24 protein-coding genes and 1 riboswitch are annotated in these 21,688 nt (G+C 39.3%); of the genes, 14 read left to right on the top strand and 10 right to left on the bottom strand.

Annotation, left to right across the window (positions count from 1 at the left end; translation table 11 throughout):
• The first annotated feature begins 40 nt into the window (after nucleotides 1–40).
• The 3 genes from menB to menC all read left to right on the top strand — a co-directional run bounded on the left by menB (nucleotide 41) and on the right by menC (nucleotide 3,660).
• Nucleotides 41–859, top strand: a complete 819-nt coding sequence (gene menB / locus H0185_RS10325) for a 1,4-dihydroxy-2-naphthoyl-CoA synthase (RefSeq protein ID WP_221873429.1) — start codon at nucleotides 41–43, stop codon at nucleotides 857–859.
• A gap of 202 nt (nucleotides 860–1,061) precedes the next feature.
• The gene (locus H0185_RS10320) at nucleotides 1,062–2,549 is read left to right on the top strand and encodes an o-succinylbenzoate--CoA ligase (protein WP_221873428.1); all 1,488 of its coding nucleotides are present in this window, start codon (nucleotides 1,062–1,064) and stop codon (nucleotides 2,547–2,549) included.
• Between the two features lies 1 nt (nucleotide 2,550).
• Nucleotides 2,551–3,660, top strand: a complete 1,110-nt coding sequence (gene menC / locus H0185_RS10315) for an o-succinylbenzoate synthase (protein WP_221873427.1) — start codon at nucleotides 2,551–2,553, stop codon at nucleotides 3,658–3,660.
• A 178-nt stretch (nucleotides 3,661–3,838) separates the two neighbouring features.
• Here the strand turns inward: menC and H0185_RS10310 are convergent, their stop codons facing one another.
• Together H0185_RS10310 and H0185_RS10305 are read right to left on the bottom strand one after the other, a co-directional pair.
• The gene (locus H0185_RS10310; RefSeq protein ID WP_221873426.1) at nucleotides 3,839–4,006 is read right to left on the bottom strand and encodes a DUF1540 domain-containing protein; all 168 of its coding nucleotides are present in this window, start codon (nucleotides 4,004–4,006) and stop codon (nucleotides 3,839–3,841) included.
• Between the two features lie 161 nt (nucleotides 4,007–4,167).
• On the bottom strand, nucleotides 4,168–5,160 hold the full coding sequence (locus H0185_RS10305; RefSeq protein WP_221873425.1) for a metal ABC transporter solute-binding protein, Zn/Mn family: 993 nt from the start codon (nucleotides 5,158–5,160) through the stop codon (nucleotides 4,168–4,170).
• 190 nt (nucleotides 5,161–5,350) lie between these two features.
• Between H0185_RS10305 and H0185_RS10300 the strand changes: the two genes are divergently transcribed.
• On the top strand, nucleotides 5,351–5,914 hold the full coding sequence (locus H0185_RS10300) for a beta-class carbonic anhydrase (protein WP_221873424.1): 564 nt from the start codon (nucleotides 5,351–5,353) through the stop codon (nucleotides 5,912–5,914).
• Here the strand turns inward: H0185_RS10300 and yidD are convergent.
• A complete protein-coding gene (yidD, locus tag H0185_RS10295; protein ID WP_221873423.1) occupies nucleotides 5,895–6,149 on the bottom strand; it encodes a membrane protein insertion efficiency factor YidD in 255 nt (84 codons plus the stop codon). The two genes, H0185_RS10300 and yidD, sit on opposite strands and share 20 nt — an antisense overlap.
• 134 nt (nucleotides 6,150–6,283) lie before the next feature.
• Between yidD and H0185_RS10290 the strand changes: the two genes are divergently transcribed.
• Nucleotides 6,284–6,757 carry an S-ribosylhomocysteine lyase gene (locus tag H0185_RS10290; protein WP_221873422.1) on the top strand — a complete coding sequence of 158 codons (474 nt, stop codon included), beginning with the start codon at nucleotides 6,284–6,286 and terminating at the stop codon, nucleotides 6,755–6,757.
• A 13-nt stretch (nucleotides 6,758–6,770) separates the two neighbouring features.
• Here H0185_RS10290 and ytzI read toward each other — a convergent pair whose 3' ends face one another.
• The gene (gene ytzI / locus H0185_RS10285; protein ID WP_221873421.1) at nucleotides 6,771–6,950 is read right to left on the bottom strand and encodes a YtzI protein; all 180 of its coding nucleotides are present in this window, start codon (nucleotides 6,948–6,950) and stop codon (nucleotides 6,771–6,773) included.
• Nucleotides 6,951–7,073: 123 nt separating this feature from the next.
• Between ytzI and H0185_RS10280 the strand changes: the two genes are divergently transcribed.
• Nucleotides 7,074–7,511 (top strand): Dps family protein, encoded by a 438-nt coding sequence (locus tag H0185_RS10280; protein WP_221873420.1) that lies wholly within the window; start codon nucleotides 7,074–7,076, stop codon nucleotides 7,509–7,511.
• A 191-nt stretch (nucleotides 7,512–7,702) separates the two neighbouring features.
• Here the strand turns inward: H0185_RS10280 and H0185_RS10275 are convergent, their stop codons facing one another.
• Nucleotides 7,703–7,960, bottom strand: a complete 258-nt coding sequence (locus tag H0185_RS10275) for a DUF6154 family protein (RefSeq protein WP_221873419.1) — start codon at nucleotides 7,958–7,960, stop codon at nucleotides 7,703–7,705.
• 202 nt (nucleotides 7,961–8,162) lie between these two features.
• Between H0185_RS10275 and H0185_RS10270 the strand changes: the two genes are divergently transcribed.
• Together H0185_RS10270 and ytkD are read left to right on the top strand one after the other, a co-directional pair.
• Complete coding sequence (locus H0185_RS10270; protein WP_221873418.1) at nucleotides 8,163–8,483, top strand: hydrolase; 321 nt, start codon at nucleotides 8,163–8,165, stop codon at nucleotides 8,481–8,483.
• 286 nt (nucleotides 8,484–8,769) lie between these two features.
• Complete coding sequence (gene ytkD / locus H0185_RS10265; protein WP_221873417.1) at nucleotides 8,770–9,228, top strand: RNA deprotection pyrophosphohydrolase; 459 nt, start codon at nucleotides 8,770–8,772, stop codon at nucleotides 9,226–9,228.
• A gap of 159 nt (nucleotides 9,229–9,387) precedes the next feature.
• Here the strand turns inward: ytkD and H0185_RS10260 are convergent, their stop codons facing one another.
• Genes H0185_RS10260 through H0185_RS10250 form a run of 3 tightly spaced genes read right to left on the bottom strand, consistent with a single transcriptional unit; the run spans nucleotide 9,388 to nucleotide 11,945 of the window.
• Nucleotides 9,388–10,188: an ABC transporter permease gene (locus tag H0185_RS10260; RefSeq protein WP_246629131.1), complete on the bottom strand. Its 801-nt coding sequence runs from the start codon at nucleotides 10,186–10,188 to the stop codon at nucleotides 9,388–9,390.
• On the bottom strand, nucleotides 10,175–10,945 hold the full coding sequence (locus H0185_RS10255) for an ABC transporter ATP-binding protein (RefSeq protein WP_221873415.1): 771 nt from the start codon (nucleotides 10,943–10,945) through the stop codon (nucleotides 10,175–10,177). The genes H0185_RS10260 and H0185_RS10255 overlap by 14 nt, the downstream gene beginning before the upstream one ends.
• Nucleotides 10,946–10,961: 16 nt before the next feature.
• Complete coding sequence (locus H0185_RS10250; RefSeq protein WP_246629132.1) at nucleotides 10,962–11,945, bottom strand: ABC transporter substrate-binding protein; 984 nt, start codon at nucleotides 11,943–11,945, stop codon at nucleotides 10,962–10,964.
• 129 nt (nucleotides 11,946–12,074) lie between these two features.
• On the opposite strand from H0185_RS10250, the gene H0185_RS10245 reads away from it, so the two are divergent.
• Both H0185_RS10245 and H0185_RS10240 read left to right on the top strand, forming a co-directional pair.
• On the top strand, nucleotides 12,075–12,860 hold the full coding sequence (locus H0185_RS10245; protein ID WP_221873413.1) for an alpha/beta hydrolase family protein: 786 nt from the start codon (nucleotides 12,075–12,077) through the stop codon (nucleotides 12,858–12,860).
• A gap of 40 nt (nucleotides 12,861–12,900) precedes the next feature.
• Nucleotides 12,901–13,143 (top strand): DUF2584 domain-containing protein, encoded by a 243-nt coding sequence (locus tag H0185_RS10240; RefSeq protein ID WP_221873412.1) that lies wholly within the window; start codon nucleotides 12,901–12,903, stop codon nucleotides 13,141–13,143.
• A 62-nt stretch (nucleotides 13,144–13,205) separates the two neighbouring features.
• Here H0185_RS10240 and pckA read toward each other — a convergent pair whose 3' ends face one another.
• Complete coding sequence (pckA, locus tag H0185_RS10235; RefSeq protein WP_221873411.1) at nucleotides 13,206–14,795, bottom strand: phosphoenolpyruvate carboxykinase (ATP); 1,590 nt, start codon at nucleotides 14,793–14,795, stop codon at nucleotides 13,206–13,208.
• Between the two features lie 222 nt (nucleotides 14,796–15,017).
• Nucleotides 15,018–15,146, top strand: a riboswitch (SAM riboswitch).
• A gap of 180 nt (nucleotides 15,147–15,326) precedes the next feature.
• On the opposite strand from pckA, the gene metK reads away from it, so the two are divergent.
• Together metK and asnB are read left to right on the top strand one after the other, a co-directional pair.
• Nucleotides 15,327–16,526: a methionine adenosyltransferase gene (gene metK / locus H0185_RS10230; protein WP_221873410.1), complete on the top strand. Its 1,200-nt coding sequence runs from the start codon at nucleotides 15,327–15,329 to the stop codon at nucleotides 16,524–16,526.
• A 218-nt stretch (nucleotides 16,527–16,744) separates the two neighbouring features.
• Nucleotides 16,745–18,643 carry an asparagine synthase (glutamine-hydrolyzing) gene (asnB, locus tag H0185_RS10225; RefSeq protein ID WP_221873409.1) on the top strand — a complete coding sequence of 633 codons (1,899 nt, stop codon included), beginning with the start codon at nucleotides 16,745–16,747 and terminating at the stop codon, nucleotides 18,641–18,643.
• A 453-nt stretch (nucleotides 18,644–19,096) separates the two neighbouring features.
• Here the strand turns inward: asnB and H0185_RS10220 are convergent, their stop codons facing one another.
• Nucleotides 19,097–19,624 carry a gamma carbonic anhydrase gene (locus tag H0185_RS10220; RefSeq protein ID WP_221873408.1) on the bottom strand — a complete coding sequence of 176 codons (528 nt, stop codon included), beginning with the start codon at nucleotides 19,622–19,624 and terminating at the stop codon, nucleotides 19,097–19,099.
• 137 nt (nucleotides 19,625–19,761) lie between these two features.
• On the opposite strand from H0185_RS10220, the gene H0185_RS10215 reads away from it, so the two are divergent.
• Both H0185_RS10215 and H0185_RS10210 read left to right on the top strand, forming a co-directional pair.
• A complete protein-coding gene (locus H0185_RS10215) occupies nucleotides 19,762–20,565 on the top strand; it encodes an alpha/beta hydrolase (RefSeq protein WP_221873407.1) in 804 nt (267 codons plus the stop codon).
• A gap of 12 nt (nucleotides 20,566–20,577) precedes the next feature.
• Nucleotides 20,578–21,666, top strand: coding sequence for a tetraprenyl-beta-curcumene synthase family protein (locus H0185_RS10210; RefSeq protein ID WP_221873406.1), 1,089 nt, complete (start codon nucleotides 20,578–20,580; stop codon nucleotides 21,664–21,666).
• Nucleotides 21,667–21,688 lie beyond the last annotated feature (22 nt).

The raw sequence follows: 21,688 nt of genomic DNA, 5'->3' as shown, positions 1-21,688 counted from the left end.
TTTGTACCATTTTTTTAGTACATAAAAGGAGGATTTTAAATTGGCAGTTGAGTGGGTATCAGAACGTACTTACGAAGATATATTATATGAGACATATAATGGTATCGCAAAAATAACAATTAATCGTCCAGAAGTACGGAACGCTTTTCGTCCCAAAACCGTAATGGAGTTGCTTGACGCATTCGCATGTGCTCGTGATGATTCCAAAGTTGGTGTGATTGTATTAACTGGTGCAGGCGATAAGGCATTTTGTTCTGGTGGAGACCAAAGCGTTCGAGGACATGGTGGTTATGTAGGTGAGGACCAAATTCCTCGTCTAAATGTATTGGATCTACAACGCTTAATACGCGTTATTCCGAAGCCTGTTATTGCAATGGTGCGTGGATATGCAATCGGAGGAGGACATGTTCTTCATGTAGTATGTGATTTGACGATTGCAGCAGATAACGCTATCTTTGGCCAAACAGGACCTAAAGTTGGTAGTTTTGATGCAGGATATGGCTCAGGCTATTTAGCTAGAATTATCGGTCATAAAAAAGCTCGTGAAATTTGGTATCTTTGCCGTCAATATAATGCCCAAGAAGCGCTTGATATGGGACTTGTGAATACGGTTGTACCACTAGATCAAGTTGAAGAGGAAACCATTAAATGGTGTGAAGAAATTCTAGAGAAAAGCCCAACTGCACTTCGTTTCTTGAAGGCAGCTATGAATGCTGATACAGATGGACTTGCTGGTATTCAGCAATTTGCTGGGGATGCTACATTGCTTTACTATACCACTGACGAAGCAAAAGAAGGGCGCGATGCCTTTAAAGAAAAGCGCAAGCCAGACTTTGGTCAGTTCCCGCGTTTCCCTTAATACCGTTATCAATTAAAGTAGCTTGGTGGATTTCCATCAGGCTCCTTTTTATCTTAAGCTCAATAAGCTCAAACTAAAACACCTTTTATTGAAGGAAGAATGTATGTTCAATTTTTAGAATGCAAGGACCAGATGTGTCAAAGAAAATTACGGGTCATTATCCGAGTCACTTGTGTTTTCTATTAAAATGGGAGTGTCATGAATGAAACAGATTGTCCCTAATTGGCTAAAAAAACGTGCAGAATTAACTCCAAATCGAATCGCAATTATGTTTGAGGATGAAACGTATACGTTCAAACAAGTTTTCGAATCCGCCAAAAAAATAGCGGGTCAACTAACGAATTTTGGACTTGAAAAGGGCAGTTCTGCTGCCGTTCTAATTTCTAATCACGCTGATTCAGTTATGATTCTATATGCTTTGCAAATGTTAGGAGTTAGGACCGTCATCCTAAATAACAGACTGACTTCAAAAGAATTACTATGGCAGCTTGAGGATTCGAAGGCGGAAATTCTGCTATATGAAAATGCCTTTGTGGAAAAAATATCAACTATTAAAAATACATATCAGCATGTCGTAGTGGAGAAAGAAGCCTTGTTCAAGGAGAAAATCGCAAATGCTGTTCTTCAAGAAGAGTATGATTTAGACGATGTCACGACAATTATGTACACTTCCGGAACGACGGGCAACCCTAAGGGGGTGTTACAAACCTTTGGAAACCATTGGTGGAGTGCAACTGCATCAGCTTTAAACCTGGGCTTGTCGGATAGCGAGCGCTGGCTTTGCGCCGTGCCGATTTTCCATATTAGTGGCTACTCTATTTTAATGCGTAGTTTAATATACGGGATGACAATCATCTTGCATCATAGTTTTAAAGAAAAAGATGCGATTGAAGAAATCCTCTCTAACTCTGTTACCATGATGTCTGTTGTCAGTACAATGCTAATGAAGATAAACGATTTACTAGAAGTTGGCCAACTGCCTGAAAGCTTTAGAGGGATGCTCCTAGGTGGGGGACCTGCACCACTTTCATTATTAGAAGACTGTAAACGAAAGGGGATTCCAGTCTACCAATCTTACGGGATGACTGAAACGGCTTCGCAATTTGCTACCCTCGCACCTGAATACAGTATTGAGAAGCTGGGCTCTGCAGGAAAAGCCTTGTTCCCTAACCAAATAAAAATCATTGATGAAGCTGAAACTGAGTTAGCTAATGGGTCTGAAGGAGAAATTCTTGTGAAGGGTCCAAATGTAACACCAGGTTATCTGAACCGTGAACAAGAAACAAGCAAGAAAATGAAAAATGGTTGGTTCCATACTGGGGATATAGGGTATTTGGATGGAGATGGCTTTCTTTATGTACTTGACCGGCGTTCTGACTTAATCATATCCGGTGGGGAGAACATTTATCCTGCGGAGATTGAAAGTGTTTTAGTGTCACATGAGGATGTTGTTGAAGCAGGAATTGTCGGAATGGACCATCCTAGTTGGGGGCAGGTCCCAGCTGCTTTTGTTGTGAAAAAAAAGGAGTCCACAATTTCAGAAAATGATTTGAAAGAGTATTGTATGGAGAGGTTGGCAAAATATAAGGTGCCTAAGCTCATCACCTTTGTGGAGGAGTTGCCTCGTAATGCATCCAGGAAACTTTTAAGAAAAGATCTTCGGGAGTGGTTGAAGAGGGAGTTAACTTAAAATGAAGATAGACTATATTCATCTGAGCATCGTCAAAATGCCATTAAAAAGTCCTTTTGCCACCCATCTTGAAACAGTCACTGATCGTGAAGCCATTATTGTTGAGGTGACCGATAGAGACGGATTACAAGGATATGGTGAAGGAGTGGCATTCTCTTCACCCTGGTATACAGAAGAGACAGTCAAAACCTCTTTTCATATGCTAAAGGACTTCCTCATTCCACTATTAAAGAATAGTCCCATAAATCATCCAGCTGAAGCAACAGAATTGTTCAGTAAGATTCGAAGAAATCATATGGCAAAGGCGGCTCTGGAAACTGCATTATGGGATTTATATGCAAAAGAGCAGAACCTTTCACTTTCTAGTCTTATTGGGGGGAAGGTGAACAGCATTCCTTCTGGAGTCGTTGTGGCTACCTCTTCTTTACCTGAGGCAATCAAACAAACGGAGAATTACTTAGAACAAGGCTACCAGCGAGTGAAAATTAAAATATCACCTAAAAATGATATTGAATTTGTATCTGAACTTCGGAAAAGATTCCCCTCACTGGAATTAATGGCAGACGCAAATTCATCCTACACCATGAAAGACTTACATCGGTTAAAAGCGCTTGATGAATATGGATTATTGATGATCGAACAACCACTTGGGCATGACGATATTATCGATCATTCTTTTATACAAAAAGAGTTAACGACCCCAATTTGCTTAGACGAAAGTATTGTGTCTTTTGAAGACGCAAGAAAAGCTATCCAGTTTGGTAGTTGTCGGGTTGTCAATATTAAAATTGGAAGAGTCGGCGGTCTCGAGACTGCTTTAAAAATACATGATTTTTGTCTTGATAAAGGGATACCAGTTTGGTGTGGGGGAATGATTGAATTCGGGATCTCTCGGGCGCATAACATTGCCTTAGCCACGTTACCAGGATTTACAATTCCAGGTGATATATCGGGTTCAAATAGGTACTGGGAAGAAGACATTATTGAACCCGAAGTAAGTGTTAGAAATGGATATATAGAGGTTCCAAAGGAGCATGGGATAGGATTTAAAGTTAATAAGAAGAAACTTAATAAAAAGGCAATCTTCAAAGAAGGATTTTGTTTGGACTAAGGAGAGTAATCTGTTCTGGAAGTATATAGGTCACTATTTTATTATGAATTCTTTCTTTGGTACAATACCTTCGAAGTTGATTAGCAAGAAAATGGATAAAAATAATCGAAAACCAGGCGCTTAAAAGAAGCTACCTGGTTTTTTTGAATTGCTTAAAGTAACCACTGTAAATGGAACTTTAACTCAATGTTTCTTCAATTGGTTCAAAGGTATGGCAATCGGTTTCTCTCATGGTATCAGCGGTCTCACCGGTGTGACTGACAACATAGATTCGCTCTGCGCTGCATAGATTTCCTTGGGCCCAGTACTGACAATTGTTTACTTCACAAAGAACATCTTTTGCCATTCGTATCACTCCTCAAATTTGGTTGATACGGTTTTATGTTTCGCTTAATAGTTGAGGTTAATACTTAGCAATATTTAGGATTGCGCTATTCCGCAAAGTCCACCAGTTAGTTGGTAGGAACATTTTGGAGTAACAAAACAAAAAACCTCCTAAGATGGAGGTTATTCGTTTAAGGCTTTTTCCAATGTTTCAAGGTTTTTTTCCATTAGACTAAAATAGGTTTCATTATTTGCGAGATCGTTTTCTGTTAGTACAGACAGGTTATGAAGAGTTAAAGGTTGAGCTCCCAATTCTTTTTGGACAATCTCCGCTAATTTAGAATCGTAGTTCTGTTCGGAGATGACATATTTTAGGCCGGCCTCTTTTCCATGTTCAATTAATGTCTGCAATTCTTTTTGTGAAGGTTCGCTCGTTGTGGACATCCCAGAAATACTTATTTGTTTAATGCCATAACGAGTTTCCCAATATCCATAAGCAGAATGAGCAACAATGATTTCTTTATGTTTAGCTGTTGTAACCAGTTCAGTAAATTGTGCGTCTAAAGTGTCTAAATTCTTAGTGAGCTCTTCAAAGTTTTGCTCAAAGGTTTCACTGTGAGCAGGAAGCTGTTCTGTTAACTGATCTTTAATGGATTCAGCAAGTTCTTTGCTATAAATAGGATCAATCCAGACATGTGGGTCTACGCCACCGTGGTCATGTGCTTCATCTTCTGAATGATGAGAATGAGAATCCTCATCATGATGTGCTTCATCCTCTAGATGCTCCTCTTCATGATTAGTGTCATCATGATTTAGGTGAATGTGTTCCCCTGCACCAAGAAGGACAACATTCTCGTTTTGAAACGTGCCTTTCACTTTCTCAACGAATCCTTCTAGTCCTAGGCCAACATAGAAAAATACATCGGCATCAGCGATTTTCATCATATCCTTCTGGGAAGGTTCAAATGTATGCTCATCTGCACCAGGAGGATAAATCGATGTCACTTCAACATATTCTCCTCCAATTTCTTCAGCAAAGAATTGTAATGGGTAAACTGTTGTATAAATTTGTAGGACATCAGTATTTTTACTTTCTTCTCTTGAATCTTCTGCGCAACCAGTCAGCAAGAGAGCGATTAATAGTCCTATTGCTCCATAAAGGGAGTTTTTCTTCATATGGGTTCCTCCGATCAACCTAAGTAGATTGAATTCTGAAAATATCTTATTAATGACTAATACGTAATGATTACGATTTACTCCTTCTGTATCTTACAAAATTATTCACTGAATTGCAAGGGATTTTTCATTGTGAGAAAATTGCTGTATATTAATAAAAAGATTATTTTTAGAAAGTGGGATGAGGAGTTTGAATTTACTTCAAAATATTTTAGATTTTAATAAAGGTTTTGTGGATGAAAAGAAGTACGAACAGTTTGAAACTACAAAGTTTCCTAATAAAAAAATGGTTATCCTAACATGTATGGACACTAGATTACTGGAACTTTTGCCGAATGCACTTAATGTAAAAAATGGCGATGTGAAAATTGTTAAAAATGCAGGGGCACTTGTTACGCATCCTTTTGGGAGTATTATGAGGAGCTTGTTAGTAGCTGTGTATCAACTACAAGCAAAAGAAGTGTTGGTCATTGGTCATCATGATTGTGGAATGAGTGGAATGAAGCCTGAAGGGATTATGGGTGAAATGAAAAACCGTGGAATCCATGATGAAATATTTGATACCCTCACTTATTCTGGAATCGATGTAAAAGGATGGCTTCATGGATTTGAAAATGTCAATTCAAGCGTTGCTCATAGTGTTGATGTCATTAAAAACCACCCATTAATGGCAAAGGATATCCCTGTACATGGGTTAGTGATTGACCCTTCGACTGGAAAACTTGATTTAGTCGTTAATGGGTATGAGGATTAGACTTTTTTCTTTTTGGCCATTCCTCAGGGACATAATCAAATCCGCCTGGATGGAACGGATGGCATTTCATAATGCGAATAAGGGTTAACCACCCTCCCTTTAATGCACCATGTTTGCTAACGGCCTCTTGACCATAATGCGAACAAGTTGGGTAAAAGCGGCAAGTTGGTGGCTTTAGAGGGGAAATAACGACTTGATAAAGTCGAATGAATGCAAGAAACGTTTTTTTAACCATTTTTCTATCACTCCTATATTTATGTAGATACCATACCATAACTTCGTTTAAATTAGGAAATTCGGTGCATCTTAATGAAATTATGGGTTATTTCGTGTATGATAGGATGAGATATAAAAAGGAGTGAATATTAAATGCCTTCAGTTGAAAGTTTTGAACTTGATCATAACGCCGTCAAAGCTCCTTATGTGAGACATTGTGGTGTCCATAAAGTAGGAAGCGATGGTGTTGTAAATAAATACGATATCCGGTTTTGCCAACCAAACAAACAGGCAATGAAGCCAGACACAATCCATACGTTAGAGCATTTGTTAGCTTTTAATTTACGCGAGCATGCAGAAAAATATAATCATTTTGACATTATTGATATCTCACCGATGGGGTGCCAAACGGGGTATTATTTAGTCGTTAGTGGGACACCAACTGTTGAAGAAATCATTGATTTATTAGAAGATACGATGAAAGCGGCCGTTGAAATCACAGAAATTCCAGCAGCGAATGAAAAACAGTGTGGACAAGCAAAGCTTCATGATTTAGATGGAGCAAAGCGGTTAATGTATTTTTGGTTAACCCAAAGTAAAGAAGAATTAAAGCAAGTGTTTGCATAAAAATAACGAGGCCTTATTCGGCCTCGTTATTTTTTTTCTGTTCTTCATCTGCATTTGATTTTGTCTTTAAATAGGGATTCTCTTCAATGGGGTCGACTGTATGCTTATAAGTATAGGCCTTAGATGTAGTGGTTACAGCTAAAATTAAAACAATAAAGACAATGATAATTGAAATAATAAGAACGGTTAGCATAAAAAGACCTCCTTTGCTTCAAAATGATTGTAGCATGTTTTTTTACATTCTTCATAAGAAAAGGCATTTAAAATGTTTTAGCCTGTCCAAATGAGGGAAGATAGATTATAGGAGGATGATACAATGTCTACCGAATTAATTCAATCTGTGAACAAGCAAGTTGCAACTTGGACTGTGTTGTATACCAAGTTGCATAATTACCATTGGAATGTGAAAGGTCCACATTTCTTTACTTTACATGCAAAATTCGAGGAGCTTTACGATGAAGCCGCAGTGGTTATTGATGAATTTGCGGAGCGTATATTGGCACTTGAAGGAAAGCCTGTCGGTACCTTGAAGGAGTGCTTGGAATTATCATTTGTAGAAGAAGCAACCGATACAGAGAGTGAAGAAGATATGGTTCGAAACTTAAGTGGAGATTTTGCGAAACTTTTAGATGAGCTACAAGCAACCATAAATTTAGCAGAGCAAGCAAATGACGAAGGCACTGCTGATATGCTTCTCGGGGTAAAGAAAAGTGTAAGAAAGCACTTATGGATGTTCAAAGCCTATTTAGGGTAAAAAAATCCGCAAGCGATCATTTGCTTGCGGTTTTTTTTTGTTCTTTTATTAGCTTTGTAAAAGGGCATTTAAACCTTTTCTTCGTTGATAGGAGCGGCAACAACGGTCATATTTACTCATAATAAGAACAACGGAAAGTAAAAAACCCCTGTTATATAAACAGGGGCTAAGTGATTATGTAGAAAATATAATTAGTGAATATTGCGAGATTGAAACAAAGAAGTTCGTTGTTGACCGTATTCCTCTTGAGCAAATTTCCCTTTTAGACTTTCGATTAGATAAACTCCAATCAGGTCATAAAGTTCTTGCGTGTCCAATTCCTTAATAATATGGATTAAGTCTTCTCGGCTCATTTCCTCAAGGAATGCAAACGCAAGCATATCGATATCCTCTTCATCCCCAGTCAACTTATCTCGATACAACTCAAATAGCTCATCAACTAATTTCAATTTTCTCACCCCATTCCTTGCTTTTCTGGCCTATTGCAAATTTGAATTCGTTTTATATATAGTAGATACCCTCCACCAGAATTATTATTCCTATTCGACTTCCCACTTTAATTTTACCATGAAAGTGTTTCAGACTATAGTTTTATCTTCGTTTAGTAAGTGGGAAAGCTGGGGAAACTCATATTCAAAGGAGTGAGTTTCAATGCAGGAAAGTAAGAAAACTTATTACATTGATATTGCTAGTGGAGAAATTACTCAAAGTCCTACTGCCTCAACATGGGATTTTAAAATTGAGGCAAATGATGAAGAAATCACTCAACTAAGGGAAGAGTTCGATTACAATTACAATATGGATGTTCAAAATTTCCTACGAGCCCATATCCCTTTTGATGAGTACCATAATGATAAGGAGAACCATGCTCAGGATGGGAGCCTAATTCGAACTTATGAAATGATCTATCAGTTAGGTGACAATGAAGCGAAAAAACATATTGAAAGCATGGGAATTCTTCCGAAACAATAGTTGGGTATTTTTCTCTTCAGAAAAGAAATAAAAATAGCTGGTTGAAAATTTATTTCCTCTATTGGAGCGCTCTAGGCCATAACGCCGCTGGCTAGGGCGCTTCCGCTTTTCTATTGTCTAGCTCTAGCTGCAGCGGCTAACTCCTTGGGTCATAAGCCCCCCGGAATTGAAGTCTATTCCGGTTTGTCTTATGCCAGTCGAAGTTGAACAATCCGCTTCTGCTTTTCTATTTCTCCATTCATTGTATAATTATTAATAAAAGAATATGCATTCGGTGGAGGATAAAATGAAACATTTTAATGATCTAAATGGTGCGGAAGTAACACTCAGTTTTCAAAAAAATGCCTTCGGACATGAGCCTGATCATGTGTTGGTAATATGTAAATATAATGAAAAATGGGTATTAACGGATCATAAAAAAAGGGGATGGGAGTTCCCTGGTGGCAAAAGAGAAAAAGGTGAGACGTTAGAACAAGCTGCTAATCGGGAGGTCATGGAGGAAACCGGTGGGAAGATTGAGACCCTTCATTTTATTGGTGAATATGAAGTAAGGGATGGGCAGGGGAGCTTTCGAAAGCGAATCTATTACGCTGAACTTAAAGAATTGCTCACACAGCAAAGCTACTTTGAAACAAACGGACCAATTTTTGTTGAGGGAGACCTTCTAAGTGAAGTGTCTAAAAACCATTATAGCTTTATTATGAAAGATGAAGTTATCAGGCTTAGTCTTGAGTATATAAAATAGAAGCAGCTGGGCATTAAGCCGGCCGCTTCTGTAGATACGGATATTTGCAGTTTGGTTTTAAGAATTGTCTAGCCAGAGCAACTACCCCATAGAATCTAATCCACCTCAGATTCGAAGGAAAAGAACTGTTTGTCTAATGCTAGTAGGAATGATGCAACTTCAATCTTGGATTAGCTTCTTCTCAAGAAGGTCTACAAGTTGATACATGATGGTTGCAAAAACAGCAATCACCAATAAGGATAGAAACACAAGTGTAAAGTCAAATACTTGGAAACCGTATATAATCATATATCCCAGTCCCCGTGCAGATGTTAGAAACTCACCAACAATTACTCCGACCCAGGATAATCCGACATTCACCTTCAGTGTAGAAATGATAGTAGGAAACGAAGCCGGTAGAATGGCTTCCTTAAAGCTTTGCGTCCGTGTTGCTCCAAATATTTGGAGTACTTTTGTATAGTTAGGGTCAACTTCCTTAAACGAAGTAAACACAACAATTGTCGTGATAATGACGGATACGAGCGTCCCCATGGCCACGATAGATGTCATATTGGCACCAATTGCCACGATTAAAATTGGACCGAGTGCAACCTTAGGCATGGCATTTAATATGACTAAAAAGGGATCAAGGATTTTTGACAGAATCGGGGACCACCAAAGGAGTGCTGCTAACATCGTTCCCAAGAGTGTACCAGCCAAAAATCCCAATATGGTCTCTGTCACCGTGATTCCAATATTTGCGGCGAGTGACCCGTCAACTGATTTTTGTATAAATAGCTCCCATATCTTAGTTGGGGAACTGAAAATGAGTGGATCGATCCAATGTTGTTGGCTTGCCAATTCCCAGAGCCCAAAAAACAATATGAAGATGAGCACTTGGACAAAGCGGACAATTCTTTTTTCTTTTTTTAGTTTATTTAAATATTGTTCGTGGAGACTTTTTATCTCATTCTTCGTCAAGGGATTCCAGCTCCTTCCAAATAGTCTGGAAAAGCTCGGTATATACAGTGTGGTTTCTAGCACTAAAAGGTGGTAAATTTTTAAGTTCATCAGGGACTAAAAAGGTTTTATGAACCTTTCCAGGACTTGGAGAGAAAAGGATAATTCGGTCACTCATTGCAATCGCTTCACCAATATCGTGGGTAACAAGAATGGCTGTTTTATTGAAATTCTTTAATGTATTGGAAACGAGGTCTTCTAGTTTTAGCTTTGTCTGAAAGTCGAGTGCAGAAAATGGTTCATCGAGCATTAATAGTTTTGGCTCTGTGGCCAATGTACGGACAAGGGCAACGCGCTGACGCATGCCACCTGAAAGTTGTTTTGGGTAAGCAGCCCCAACATGTTCAAGCCCCATTTGTTTAAGCAGATTGGATGTGTTTTCCTTCTTTTCAGGGGTCAACGTACCGTTTATCTTTAGCCCAAGCAGAATATTTTGTTCAATTGTTTTCCATGGGAATAAATAGTCCTGCTGAAGCATATAGCCAATATCATTTTGAGACGTTTTAATTGGTTTATTTTCTAGTAGGACTGAACCTCCGGTAGGGTTAATTAATCCAGCGATAATCGATAAGAGTGTGGTTTTCCCGCAGCCACTCGGGCCAAGAAAGGATATAAACTCACCTTCCTTAACATCTAGGGTAATATCACTGAGAGCAGTCGTTGCTGATGTTTTGGTAAAGTAGGTATGATGCAGGTTTTTAATTGTTAAGAAGTCCATTGGCTGCGTCCTCCTTTTAATTCATCACTTTTTCTGCAATCGTTGTATTAACAAGCTCTTCGTGTAGAACTTCTGTTGGTAGCTCGCCAGCTTCCTCCATAATGTTTTGAAGATTATTCCATTCTTCCTCATCTAGAATCGGGTCAGTAGCAAAGGAACCCTGACTTTTATAGCGGTCTACTGCCATTTCGAGGATTTCGAGATCAGTATCTTCAAAATATGGTTGAATGGCTTCAGCGATTTTTTTAGCATCAGTGTCTGCTACCCATTGTTGTGCTTTATATAAGGCTCTGGTAAATTTCTCAACGGTTTCGTCATTTTCTTCCATGAAACTTTGCTTCGCCATAAACGTTGTATAAGGAACATGACCAGATTCAGTTCCAAAAGAGGCAACGATATGCCCTCTTCCTTCTTTTTCAAAGATACTGGCTTGAGGTTCAAATAATTGGACAAATTCGCCTGTTCCACCCGCAAACGCACTTGAAATATTTGCAAAATCGATATTTTGGATTAAATTCAGGTCGTTCTGTGGGTCAATTCCGTGCTTCTTTAAAACAAACTCCCCAACCATCTGAGGCATACCACCTTTCCGCTGCCCAAGGAAAGTAGAGTCTTTTAATTGGTCCCAAGAAAAGTCCTCAATTTCATTACGTGAAACTAGAAATGTTCCATCGGTTTGGGTAAGTTGACCAAAGTTAATAACTGGATCACTTGCTCCGCGAGCATAAACATAGATAGATGTTTCAGACCCAACAAGGCCAATATCTGCACCATCTGATAAAAGAGAGGTCATGACTTTGTCACCGCCCCATACAGTTGTTAATTCTATATCTAACCCTTCATCTTCAAAAAATCCCTGATCCAGTGCTGCATAGAGTGGTGCATAAAAAATGGAACGTGTAACTTCTGCAATTCGAATCTTTTCCTTCTTTTCCTGTCCACAAGCAGCTAAGGGGATAATAAGAACAAAGCTGAGTAGTAGAGCTAAACCAGGTTTCATCCACTTTTTCACTTTTGTAACCTCCTCTGTTTTGGGCTTAAACTTTTTAAGATATCGTATGATGAGCGAAAAAATGTGTGAATGCCTATAATAAAGGGTGGAACGTTATACAAGAAGGAGAATTCGTAGATGATAGACGGCAAAATGATTTCAAAAGTTAAATTTCCTTCGCCGAATCCAAAAGTTAGTCTATTTGTCATTACGTATATTGCTGGAGGGTTAAAGGTGAAGGGGATGTTAGCAGTCCCACACGAACAAAATGTCAGTGATGGATTTTTATATTTACGTGGTGGAATTAAAAATGTTGGGAAGGTACGACCAGCAAGGATTGCTCAATTTGCTTCTGAAGGGTTTATTGTTTTTGCCCCTTTTTACCGTGGGAATCAAGGTGGGGAAGGGAATGAGGACTTTGCGGGTCAGGATAGACAGGATGCGTTTGCAGGCTATGAGCTACTAAAGTCTCTACCTGAGGTGGAACGAATTCATATTTTCGGATTTTCACGTGGTGGTGTGATGGCATTATGGGCAGCAATTGAGTTCCCAGAAGCTGCCTCTGTTGTTACATGGGGTGGAGTTAGTGACATGTCATTAACTTATATTGAAAGAAAAGATCTAAGAAGAATGATGAAACGAGTTATTGGTGGAACACCTGGGAAATTTCCTATGCGTTACCGCTTTAGAACCCCTTTATATCAACTTGAGCATCTTGAGTCTCCAGTATTAATTATTCATGGGGCAAAAGATAAGAATGTATCACTCGAACATTCAGTGCGCTTAGAAAGACGCCTTAAGGAACTTGATAAGCCGGTCACAAGTTGGTATTTTTCTAACTATACTCATTATTTTCCTCCTGCGGTGAACAGACAAGTTGTAAAAGATTTAGCGGAATGGATGAAAAAACAAGCTGAAAAATGATACTATTAAGGGAGAGAATCCTGGAAGGAGCTGCGTTCGAATGGGGATGCCATTAGAGCTTAACACTATGATTGTGACAAAGGGCCGGGAAGAAAGATTAGAAGAAAACCTATTTCAATTAACAAAAGCAGGTTACAGACTTTATCCGATTGATATTCCTCTAGAAGTAAAAAAGACGATAGAGGGAGAAACAAGTGGAACGGCCATTATAAAAAAGATGGAATGGAAAGAGAAAAACACGATTTTAGTTTACCAGCTAGTATCACTTAATTCTACAAATTGAAGCATAAAAAGAGGCAGCAGCTTTATTTAAGCCCTGCCTCTTTTTATCTATAAAAGGGAATATTATTTAGCGGTTGGTCCACCTTTAGTATCGATATCTGGAGATAAATTACTGAACTTTAGGAAATTTTCTCTGAACTTCCCAGCAAGTTCACGAGCCTTTTCTAGATACGAATCCTCAGATGCCCAGGTTTTAATCGGCTGAAGTACTTCGTCAGGAACACCAGGAACATGTAATGGGATATCAAGGCCGAAAATCTCATCCTTCACGGTCTCTACATTATTTAACTCACCTTCTAGTGCAGCTTGAACCATTGCTCTTGTGTAGGCGAGATTCATTCTTTTGCCAGTACCATATTCTCCACCGGTCCAGCCGGTGTTTACAAGGAATACCCTTGCCCCGTACTCATCAATTTTCTCTCCTAGCATTTCTGCATAGGTAGTTGCTGGCAATGGGAGGAATGGTGACCCAAAACAGGTTGAGAAGGTGGCTTCTGGAGAAGTGACACCTCTTTCTGTACCAGCTAATTTGGAAGTATAGCCGCTTAAGAAGTGATACATGGCCTGTTCTTTGGTTAACTTGGCGATTGGTGGCAAGACCCCGAATGCATCGGCGGTTAAGAAAACAATTGTATTTGGATGCCCAGCTATACTTGGTTCGACAATATTATCGATTGCTTGAATAGGGTATGCTGCACGTGTATTCTCGGTTAGTGTTCCATCATCATAATCTGGAAGACGGCTCTCTTTATTAAGTACAACATTTTCGAGGACTGAGCCGAAACGGATTGCATCAAAGATTTGAGGTTCTTTTTCTTTCGATAGATTAATACATTTGGCATAGCAGCCACCCTCAATATTAAATACGCCATTAGAAGACCAACCATGTTCATCATCCCCAATTAAACGGCGATTAGGATCGGCAGAAAGCGTTGTCTTTCCAGTGCCAGACAATCCGAAGAACAGTGCAACATCTCCTTCGCGTCCAACATTCGCAGAGCAATGCATTGGAAGAATACCATTTTCGGGAAGCAAATAATTCATGACTGAAAAAATCGATTTTTTCATTTCCCCTGCATACTCAGTGCCTCCTATTAAAACAACCCGCTGTTCAAACGAGATAATGATGAACGTTTCCGATTTCGTCCCATCCACCTCGGGATTCGCTTTAAAACCAGGGGCAGAAATAACGGTGAATTCAGATTGATGATCTAAAAGTTCAGCTTCTGTTGGACGGATGAACAACTGATGAACAAACAAGTTATGCCATGCATATTCATTTATCACCTGGATTGGAAGCTGGTGTTTTTTATCTGCACCTGCAAATCCCTTGAAGACATATACTTCATCCCGGTCCTTTAAATAGGCAAGAACCTTTGTGTAAAGATTGGCGAACGCCTCTTCTTCGATAGGTTCATTTACACTGCCCCAATCAATTTTGTCCCTGACTAATGAATCATTGACGATAAACTTATCCTTTGGAGACCTTCCCGTATAAGTGCCCGTCGTTGCACAAATGGCCCCGGTGGCTGTTAACTGTCCTTCGTTTCGGGCAAGTACCTTTTCAACCAATTGAGGAACAGATAGTTGGATTTGAATATTATTCCCTTGCAATAATTGTGACACTTCACTTTTAATTCCTAAATCGTTCATCTGATGAATACCTTCCTTTTTATAGGTTTTAAATGGTCTGAAAGCATACGCATCTGTAAAATTAGTATAACACATTTATTCTAATAGTCTATTCTAATTATTTAAAAAATTCCTTCCGTCATTCCTAAATGGGCTTGTCATCTAAAAAGATTTTTGACATAAAAACAATAATATTTGACATCCATTTTTTGATTACGTATGATTGGGATTTGAACGGATACTCTCTTATCCCGAGCTGGTGGAGGGACAGGCCCAATGAAACCCAGCAACCTGTTATTTGTGAAACTGTGATCAGATTTTTTCTAACAAGGTGCTAACCTGACGCAAGGATTTATCCTTGATCGATAAGAGTGAAAGGCGCTAATTTAGCAAACGAACCTTTCCCTAAAAAGCAGGAGAGGTTTTATTTTTGCGTATTTTTCTCATAAAAGCTCAGTGTTTATTTCATACTACATAGGGAATGAGTTCCGTATCAATTCGGGAGCTGGTAAACTAGAGCTCACGTATTTTATACAAATAGGAGGAAACCAGATGTCAACAAGACGCCGTTTGTTTACTTCTGAATCAGTAACAGAAGGACATCCTGATAAAATTTGTGATCAGATCTCTGATGCGATTCTGGATGCAATTTTAGCGAAGGATGCAAATGCCCGTGTAGCAGCTGAAACATCTGTTACGACTGGTCTCGTACTAGTTGCAGGAGAAATCACGACTTCTACATATGTAGATATCCCAAAAATCGTTCGTGACACAGTAAAAGGTATTGGATATACTCGTGCAAAATATGGCTTTGACTCTGAAACATGTGCTGTCCTAACAGCAATTGATGAACAGTCAGCTGATATTGCTATGGGGGTTGACCAGGCACTGGAAGCAAGAGAAGGTCAAATGTCTGATGAAGAGATTGAAGCGATTGGGGCAGGGGACCAAGGATTGATGTTCGGTTTTGCTTGCAATGAAACGAAAGAACTAATGCCTTTACCAATCTCTTTAGCACACAAATTATCTCGCCGCTTGACAAAAGTGAGAAAAGACGAGATTCTTCCTTATCTTCGTCCGGATGGGAAAACACAAGTTACCGTGGAATATGATGAAAATGATAAGCCTGTCAGAATCGACACGATTGTTATCTCAACACAACATCATCCAGAGGTAACGCTTGAGCAAATACAACGTAATCTTAAAGAACATGTCATCAATCCAGTTGTTCCTGAGGAATTGATTGATGAAAATACAAAATATTTTATTAACCCAACAGGTCGTTTCGTTATTGGTGGACCACAAGGTGATGCGGGCTTAACTGGTCGGAAAATCATTGTTGACACCTATGGTGGCTATGCACGTCACGGAGGGGGAGCCTTCTCTGGAAAGGATCCTACAAAGGTAGACCGCTCTGCTGCTTATGCGGCTCGCTATGTAGCGAAGAATCTAGTTGCTGCGGGCCTTGCAGATAAAGTGGAAGTACAACTTGCCTATGCCATTGGTGTGGCCAAGCCTGTTTCTATTTCAGTTGATACTTTTGGCACTGGTAAAGTAAGTGAGGACGCTTTAACTGAACTTGTCTCTAAAAACTTTGACCTTCGTCCAGCCGGCATTATTAGAATGCTTGACCTCCGTAAACCCATCTATAAAAAGACAGCAGCTTACGGACACTTTGGTCGTACAGACGTTGACTTGCCATGGGAGCGCACTGACAAAGCACAGGCACTCCGCGAGCAAGCTCAATTATAATTCGAAATGGAGGGAGTTACATTTTATAAATGTAACTCCTTTTTACATATTTTGTATGGTGCCTGGCACCAGCCAAGGTTTCCCATTCATCTTTTTTTGTGTCAGGAATGCAAAAAAAATTGAATTAGTGGTAATATAGAGGGATGCATGAAGGACTTTTTATCTTTATAATAACTGAGTGATTTAATTTTAATTTAATGGAGAAGGTGACGTACATAATGTGTGGCTTTATCGGTTGTGTACATGAAAATGCACAAAACTACAGCAATGAGCAAAAGCAGCTGTTTAAAAATATGAATGCTCTAATTACCCACAGAGGGCCTGACGATGAAGGGTACTTTTTTGATGACCATATTCAATTTGGTTTCCGTCGTTTAAGTATCATTGATATTGAATGCGGGTCACAGCCGTTGACCTATGAAAATGAGCGTTACTGGATTATCTTTAACGGCGAAATCTATAATTATGTTGAGCTTCGTGAAGAACTTGTGAAAGAAGGCTTAGAGTTTGCTACCAATTCTGACACAGAGGTAATTATCGCTTTATATAGCCATCTAAAAGAAAAAGCGGTCGAGAAACTTCGTGGGATGTTTGCGTTTATTATTTGGGATAAACAAGAGCAGCTCCTATACGGGGCAAGGGATCCATTTGGAATTAAACCTTTCTTTTATTTTGATGATGGAGAGAAAACATACTTTGCTTCAGAGAAGAAGAGTATTCTCCTTGCGCTAGAAAACGATGTTCTTGATTATGAGGCCCTTCAGCACTACTTGACTTATCAATTTGTTCCTGAGCCAAATACAATGTCAAAAGGGATTCAAAAGCTTGAGCCAGGACATTATTTTACTAAAAAAATCGGTAAACCAATGGAAATGAATCGGTACTGGAAAGCCAATTTCCAACCTGTTCATAAGTCTGAAGATGCCTTTACAAAGGAAATCAGAGATGTTTTATTCGATTCAGTGAAAATTCATATGCGTAGTGATGTTCCTGTTGGATCATTTCTTTCAGGTGGGATAGATTCTTCCATCATTGCTTCGATTGCCAAGGAATTTCATCCAGGCATCAAAACCTTTTCAGTAGGGTTTGAGCAAAATGGATTCAGTGAAATTGATGTTGCGAAAGAAACAGCAGACAAGCTAGGTCTTGAAAATATTAGTTATATCATTACACCGGAAGAATATATGGCAGAGTTGCCAAAAATTATCTGGCATTTGGATGATCCACTTGCTGACCCAGCATGTGTACCACTTTACTTTGTGGCCCGTGAAGCTCGTAAGCATGTAACCGTCGTGCTTTCAGGGGAAGGAGCCGACGAGTTATTTGGTGGGTACAATATTTACCGTGAACCACAGGATCTCGAAATCTTTAATAAAATACCTTCTATCCTAAAATCATTCTTAAAAGTACTAGCAAGGATTATGCCTGAAGGAATGAAGGGGAAGAGCTTCATTGAGCGTGGTGTTACGCCAATGGAAGAACGTTATATCGGAAATGCGAAGATTTTCCGTGAAGATGAAAAGCGTCAGTTGATGACTGCTTATCAGCCTGGACTTCATTATACGGATGTGACCAAACCTCTATATGGAGAGAGCCGTGGATATGACCCTGTTGACCGTATGCAGTATATTGATATTCATACTTGGATGCGTGGAGATATCCTGCTAAAAGCTGATAAAATGACAATGGCTCATTCCTTGGAATTACGTGTACCGTTCCTAGATAAAGCAGTTTTTGATGTAGCTTCTAAAATTCCTACTAGCTTGAAAACAGCAAATGGTACAACCAAATACATTTTACGGAAAGCAGCAGAAGGTGTGGTTCCAGAGCATGTTCTAACTCGAAAGAAACTAGGCTTCCCTGTGCCAATCCGTCACTGGCTTAAAAATGAAATGAATGATTGGGCGAAAACCTTAATTAAAGAAAGCAATACAGATCATTTAATTAATAAAAACTACGTCCTTCAGTTACTAGAAGACCATTGCCAAGATAAAGCGGATAACAGTAGAAAGATTTGGACGGTTCTAGTGTTCATGCTCTGGCATGATATTTATGTTGAAAAGAAATACACTTTCGAAGAAGAAATCTTGCGAACTAAGTCTTTTCAAACGAATTAAAGAAAAAACACCCATGCTTATCAATCATTTAAGCATGGGTGTTTAGTATGGCTTTTTAACAATCTTCTCATGGACATTTCTAGGCTTTTTTACAGGATTATGTCCTTGAGCGGGCTTCTCATGAACATTTCTAAGCCTTCTTTACAGGATTATGTCCTTGAGGGGGTCTATCATGGACATTTTTAGGACTTTTTACAATATTTTGTCCTTGAGGGGGTCTATCATGGACATTTTTAGGCAGTTTTAAAATATTTTGTCCTTGAGTGGGCTTCTCATGAACATTATTGGGCCTTTTTACAATATTTTGTCCTTGAGTGGGCTTCTCATGAACATTATTGGGCCTTTTTACAATATTTTGTCCTTGAACGGGCTTTTCATGGACATTATTAAAGTTAGGCTAAAAAGTGAAAAATTGTCAAAATAGTACCCGTTAATTTTAGAAACCTGCCTTCTTTAATTGCTGTCCCCATCCTTCTGTAATGACTTGTAATATTGTGCTTTTTCCGCGTATTCTCGGGTAATCCGTTGCATATCTTTAATATCTTCATCATTTAGTTCCCGAACTACCTTGGCTGGTCGACCAAATGCGAGAGAATTGGGCGGGATTTTTTTACCTTGAGGCACAAGACTACCAGCGCCGATAAACGAGCCTTCCCCAATTTCGGCTTGATCAAGAATGACTGAACCCATTCCAATAAGAGCATTTTTACGAATAATGCAGCTATGTAAGATAACCTGATGGCCAACAGTCACTTCATCTTCGAGAATAAGAGGGTTCCCTGGACTTTGATGCAGGACCGAATTATCCTGAATGTTCACTTTGTTTCCAATGATCGTTGGGGCAACATCTCCCCGTATCGAACTATTGAACCAGACGCTTGACTCTTCGCCAATCTCTACATCTCCTGTAATAGTGACATAGTCTGCAATAAAAGCAGAGGAAGCAATTTTAGGGGATTTTCCGTTGTAAGGGTAAATCATTTTACACGCACCTCAAATACTGATTTTTTTAAAAGAAAAGGGAAGTTGTCTAAAATTCAAAGTTGTTTGAAGCTTTCCTTTTCTGTTCATTATATAATATAGTTCTCTATATAGTGTACAAAATGGAGGGAAGGATCATGTGGAAGTGGGAAGCAGATGGAGAAGCGAAAGCAGTAATCGTGATGGTACATGGTGAGCTAGAGCATCATGGTCGCTACGGGTGGCTGATTGAGCAATGGCGGTTAGCGGGCTTTCATGTTATCATGGGGGATCTTCCTGGACAAGGGCTGACGTCCCGAGTCAATCGGGGGCATATAGAATCCTTTGATGACTATCTTCATGAAATAAAAGATTGGATACTGGCAGCCTACGAATTTGATCTCCCTGTTTTTCTATTGGGACACAGTATGGGAGGACTAATTGCCATCAGGATGATACAGGAAGAGCATTTAAACTTGGCTGGGGTGATTTTATCTTCTCCGTGTCTCGGGCTGGTTCATAAGCCATCAAAGCTACAAAATGCTAGAGTGCGTTTGATGAGTGTTATGATGCCGACCTATAACCTAAATCCTGGTTTTACGCTGAAAGAAGCAACAAGAAATATTGACGTCCAAGAAGCTGATTTACATGATAATCTTTATGTAAAAAAAGTGTCAGTCGGTTGGTATAGTGAATTGCTTGAAGCAATCCAACAAGCTTTTGAAAAGATTGAAACAACGAAGGATATCCCGATGTTACTGATGCAAGGTGGAGAAGATAAGATTGTTGAAAAAAAGGCCGTGAAGGAATGGTTTAATCATGCTCCACTTTCAGAGAAACGATATAAGGAATGGCCAGGTTTTTATCATGAAATTTTCAACGAACCAGAGCGAAAAGAAGTGTTTGAATATGCATTGGATTTTGCCATTGGTCAACTGAAGTCGATAGGGTATCTATATTAGAAGGAGGACCATATGTCAATTCCGCAAATGCCTGTTAGTTTAATGTACCGTGTTTATCGAAAGGTTCTGCCACAAGTTCACAAAGAGCTAGCTATTTGGAAGCGAAAAGCAGAAGCTATCCCAAATAGTGAGCTTAGAAACCAAGCATTAGCGAGTATTGAGGGAAAAACCTTTCACTGTGAAGGGGGCGCGATTATGAGTTTGATTGCGCTTGGAAATTATCATAAGGCAATCCGTTTTATCGTCGCGTACCAAACCATTAGTGATTATCTTGATAATCTTTGTGATCGGAGCACCTCGCTCGATCCGCTTGATTTCTCGGCCTTGCATGAGTCCATGGAGGATGCGTTGAGCATCGATGGAGGACTTCGGGATTATTACCGAGAGCGAGTGGAAAAAGAGGATGGTGGATATTTAACAGCTCTTGTTCAAACATGTAGGGATGAACTAAAGGAATTGAGCAATTATGGAGCCATCTCCGACCATTTACATGAGTTGTGTCGATACTATTGTGATTTGCAAGTACATAAACATGTTGTCCAACATGAAAGAGTTCCTCGATTAAAAAATTGGTTTAACAGCCATCGTGAACAATTTCCGGAAATGCAATGGTTCGAGTTCTCAGCTTGTACAGGGTCTACACTTGGAATCTTTTGCCTTGTCTCCTATGCTTTAAGAGAGGATTTTAGACCAGAATTTGCCGAAAGCATCCGCGATGGTTATTTTCCTTATATACAAGGTCTTCATATTTTGCTTGACTATTTTATTGACCAGGAAGAGGACAGAAAAGAAGGAGACCTGAACTTTTGCTTTTATTATGAAAGCGAAGAAGCCTTATTTAAGCGAATGAAGCATTTCCTTATTCATGCAGACCATCATACGGCTAAGCTTCCTCATAAAAAATTTCACCAATTGATTAACCGTGGCTTACTTGGTATTTATTTATCTGATGAGAAAGTTCAGCAACAAAAGAAAGTAAAAAAACTAGCCAAAGCCATGATAAAAAGTGGTGGGCCAATTAGCTACTTCTTTTACCTGAATGGGAAGGCTTATCGAACGTTACAAAAGTGGATATCAATCCGAAACCTTGCGAAGAGTTAGGTAAAATGAAAGGAGCAGTGCC

The organism is Mesobacillus maritimus (assembly GCF_019749255.1).
Taxonomy (GTDB): domain Bacteria; phylum Bacillota; class Bacilli; order Bacillales; family Cytobacillaceae; genus Mesobacillus_B; species Mesobacillus_B maritimus_A.
Note: the sequence above shows the minus strand (reverse complement) of the source record. Positions and strands in the feature narration are given on the sequence as shown.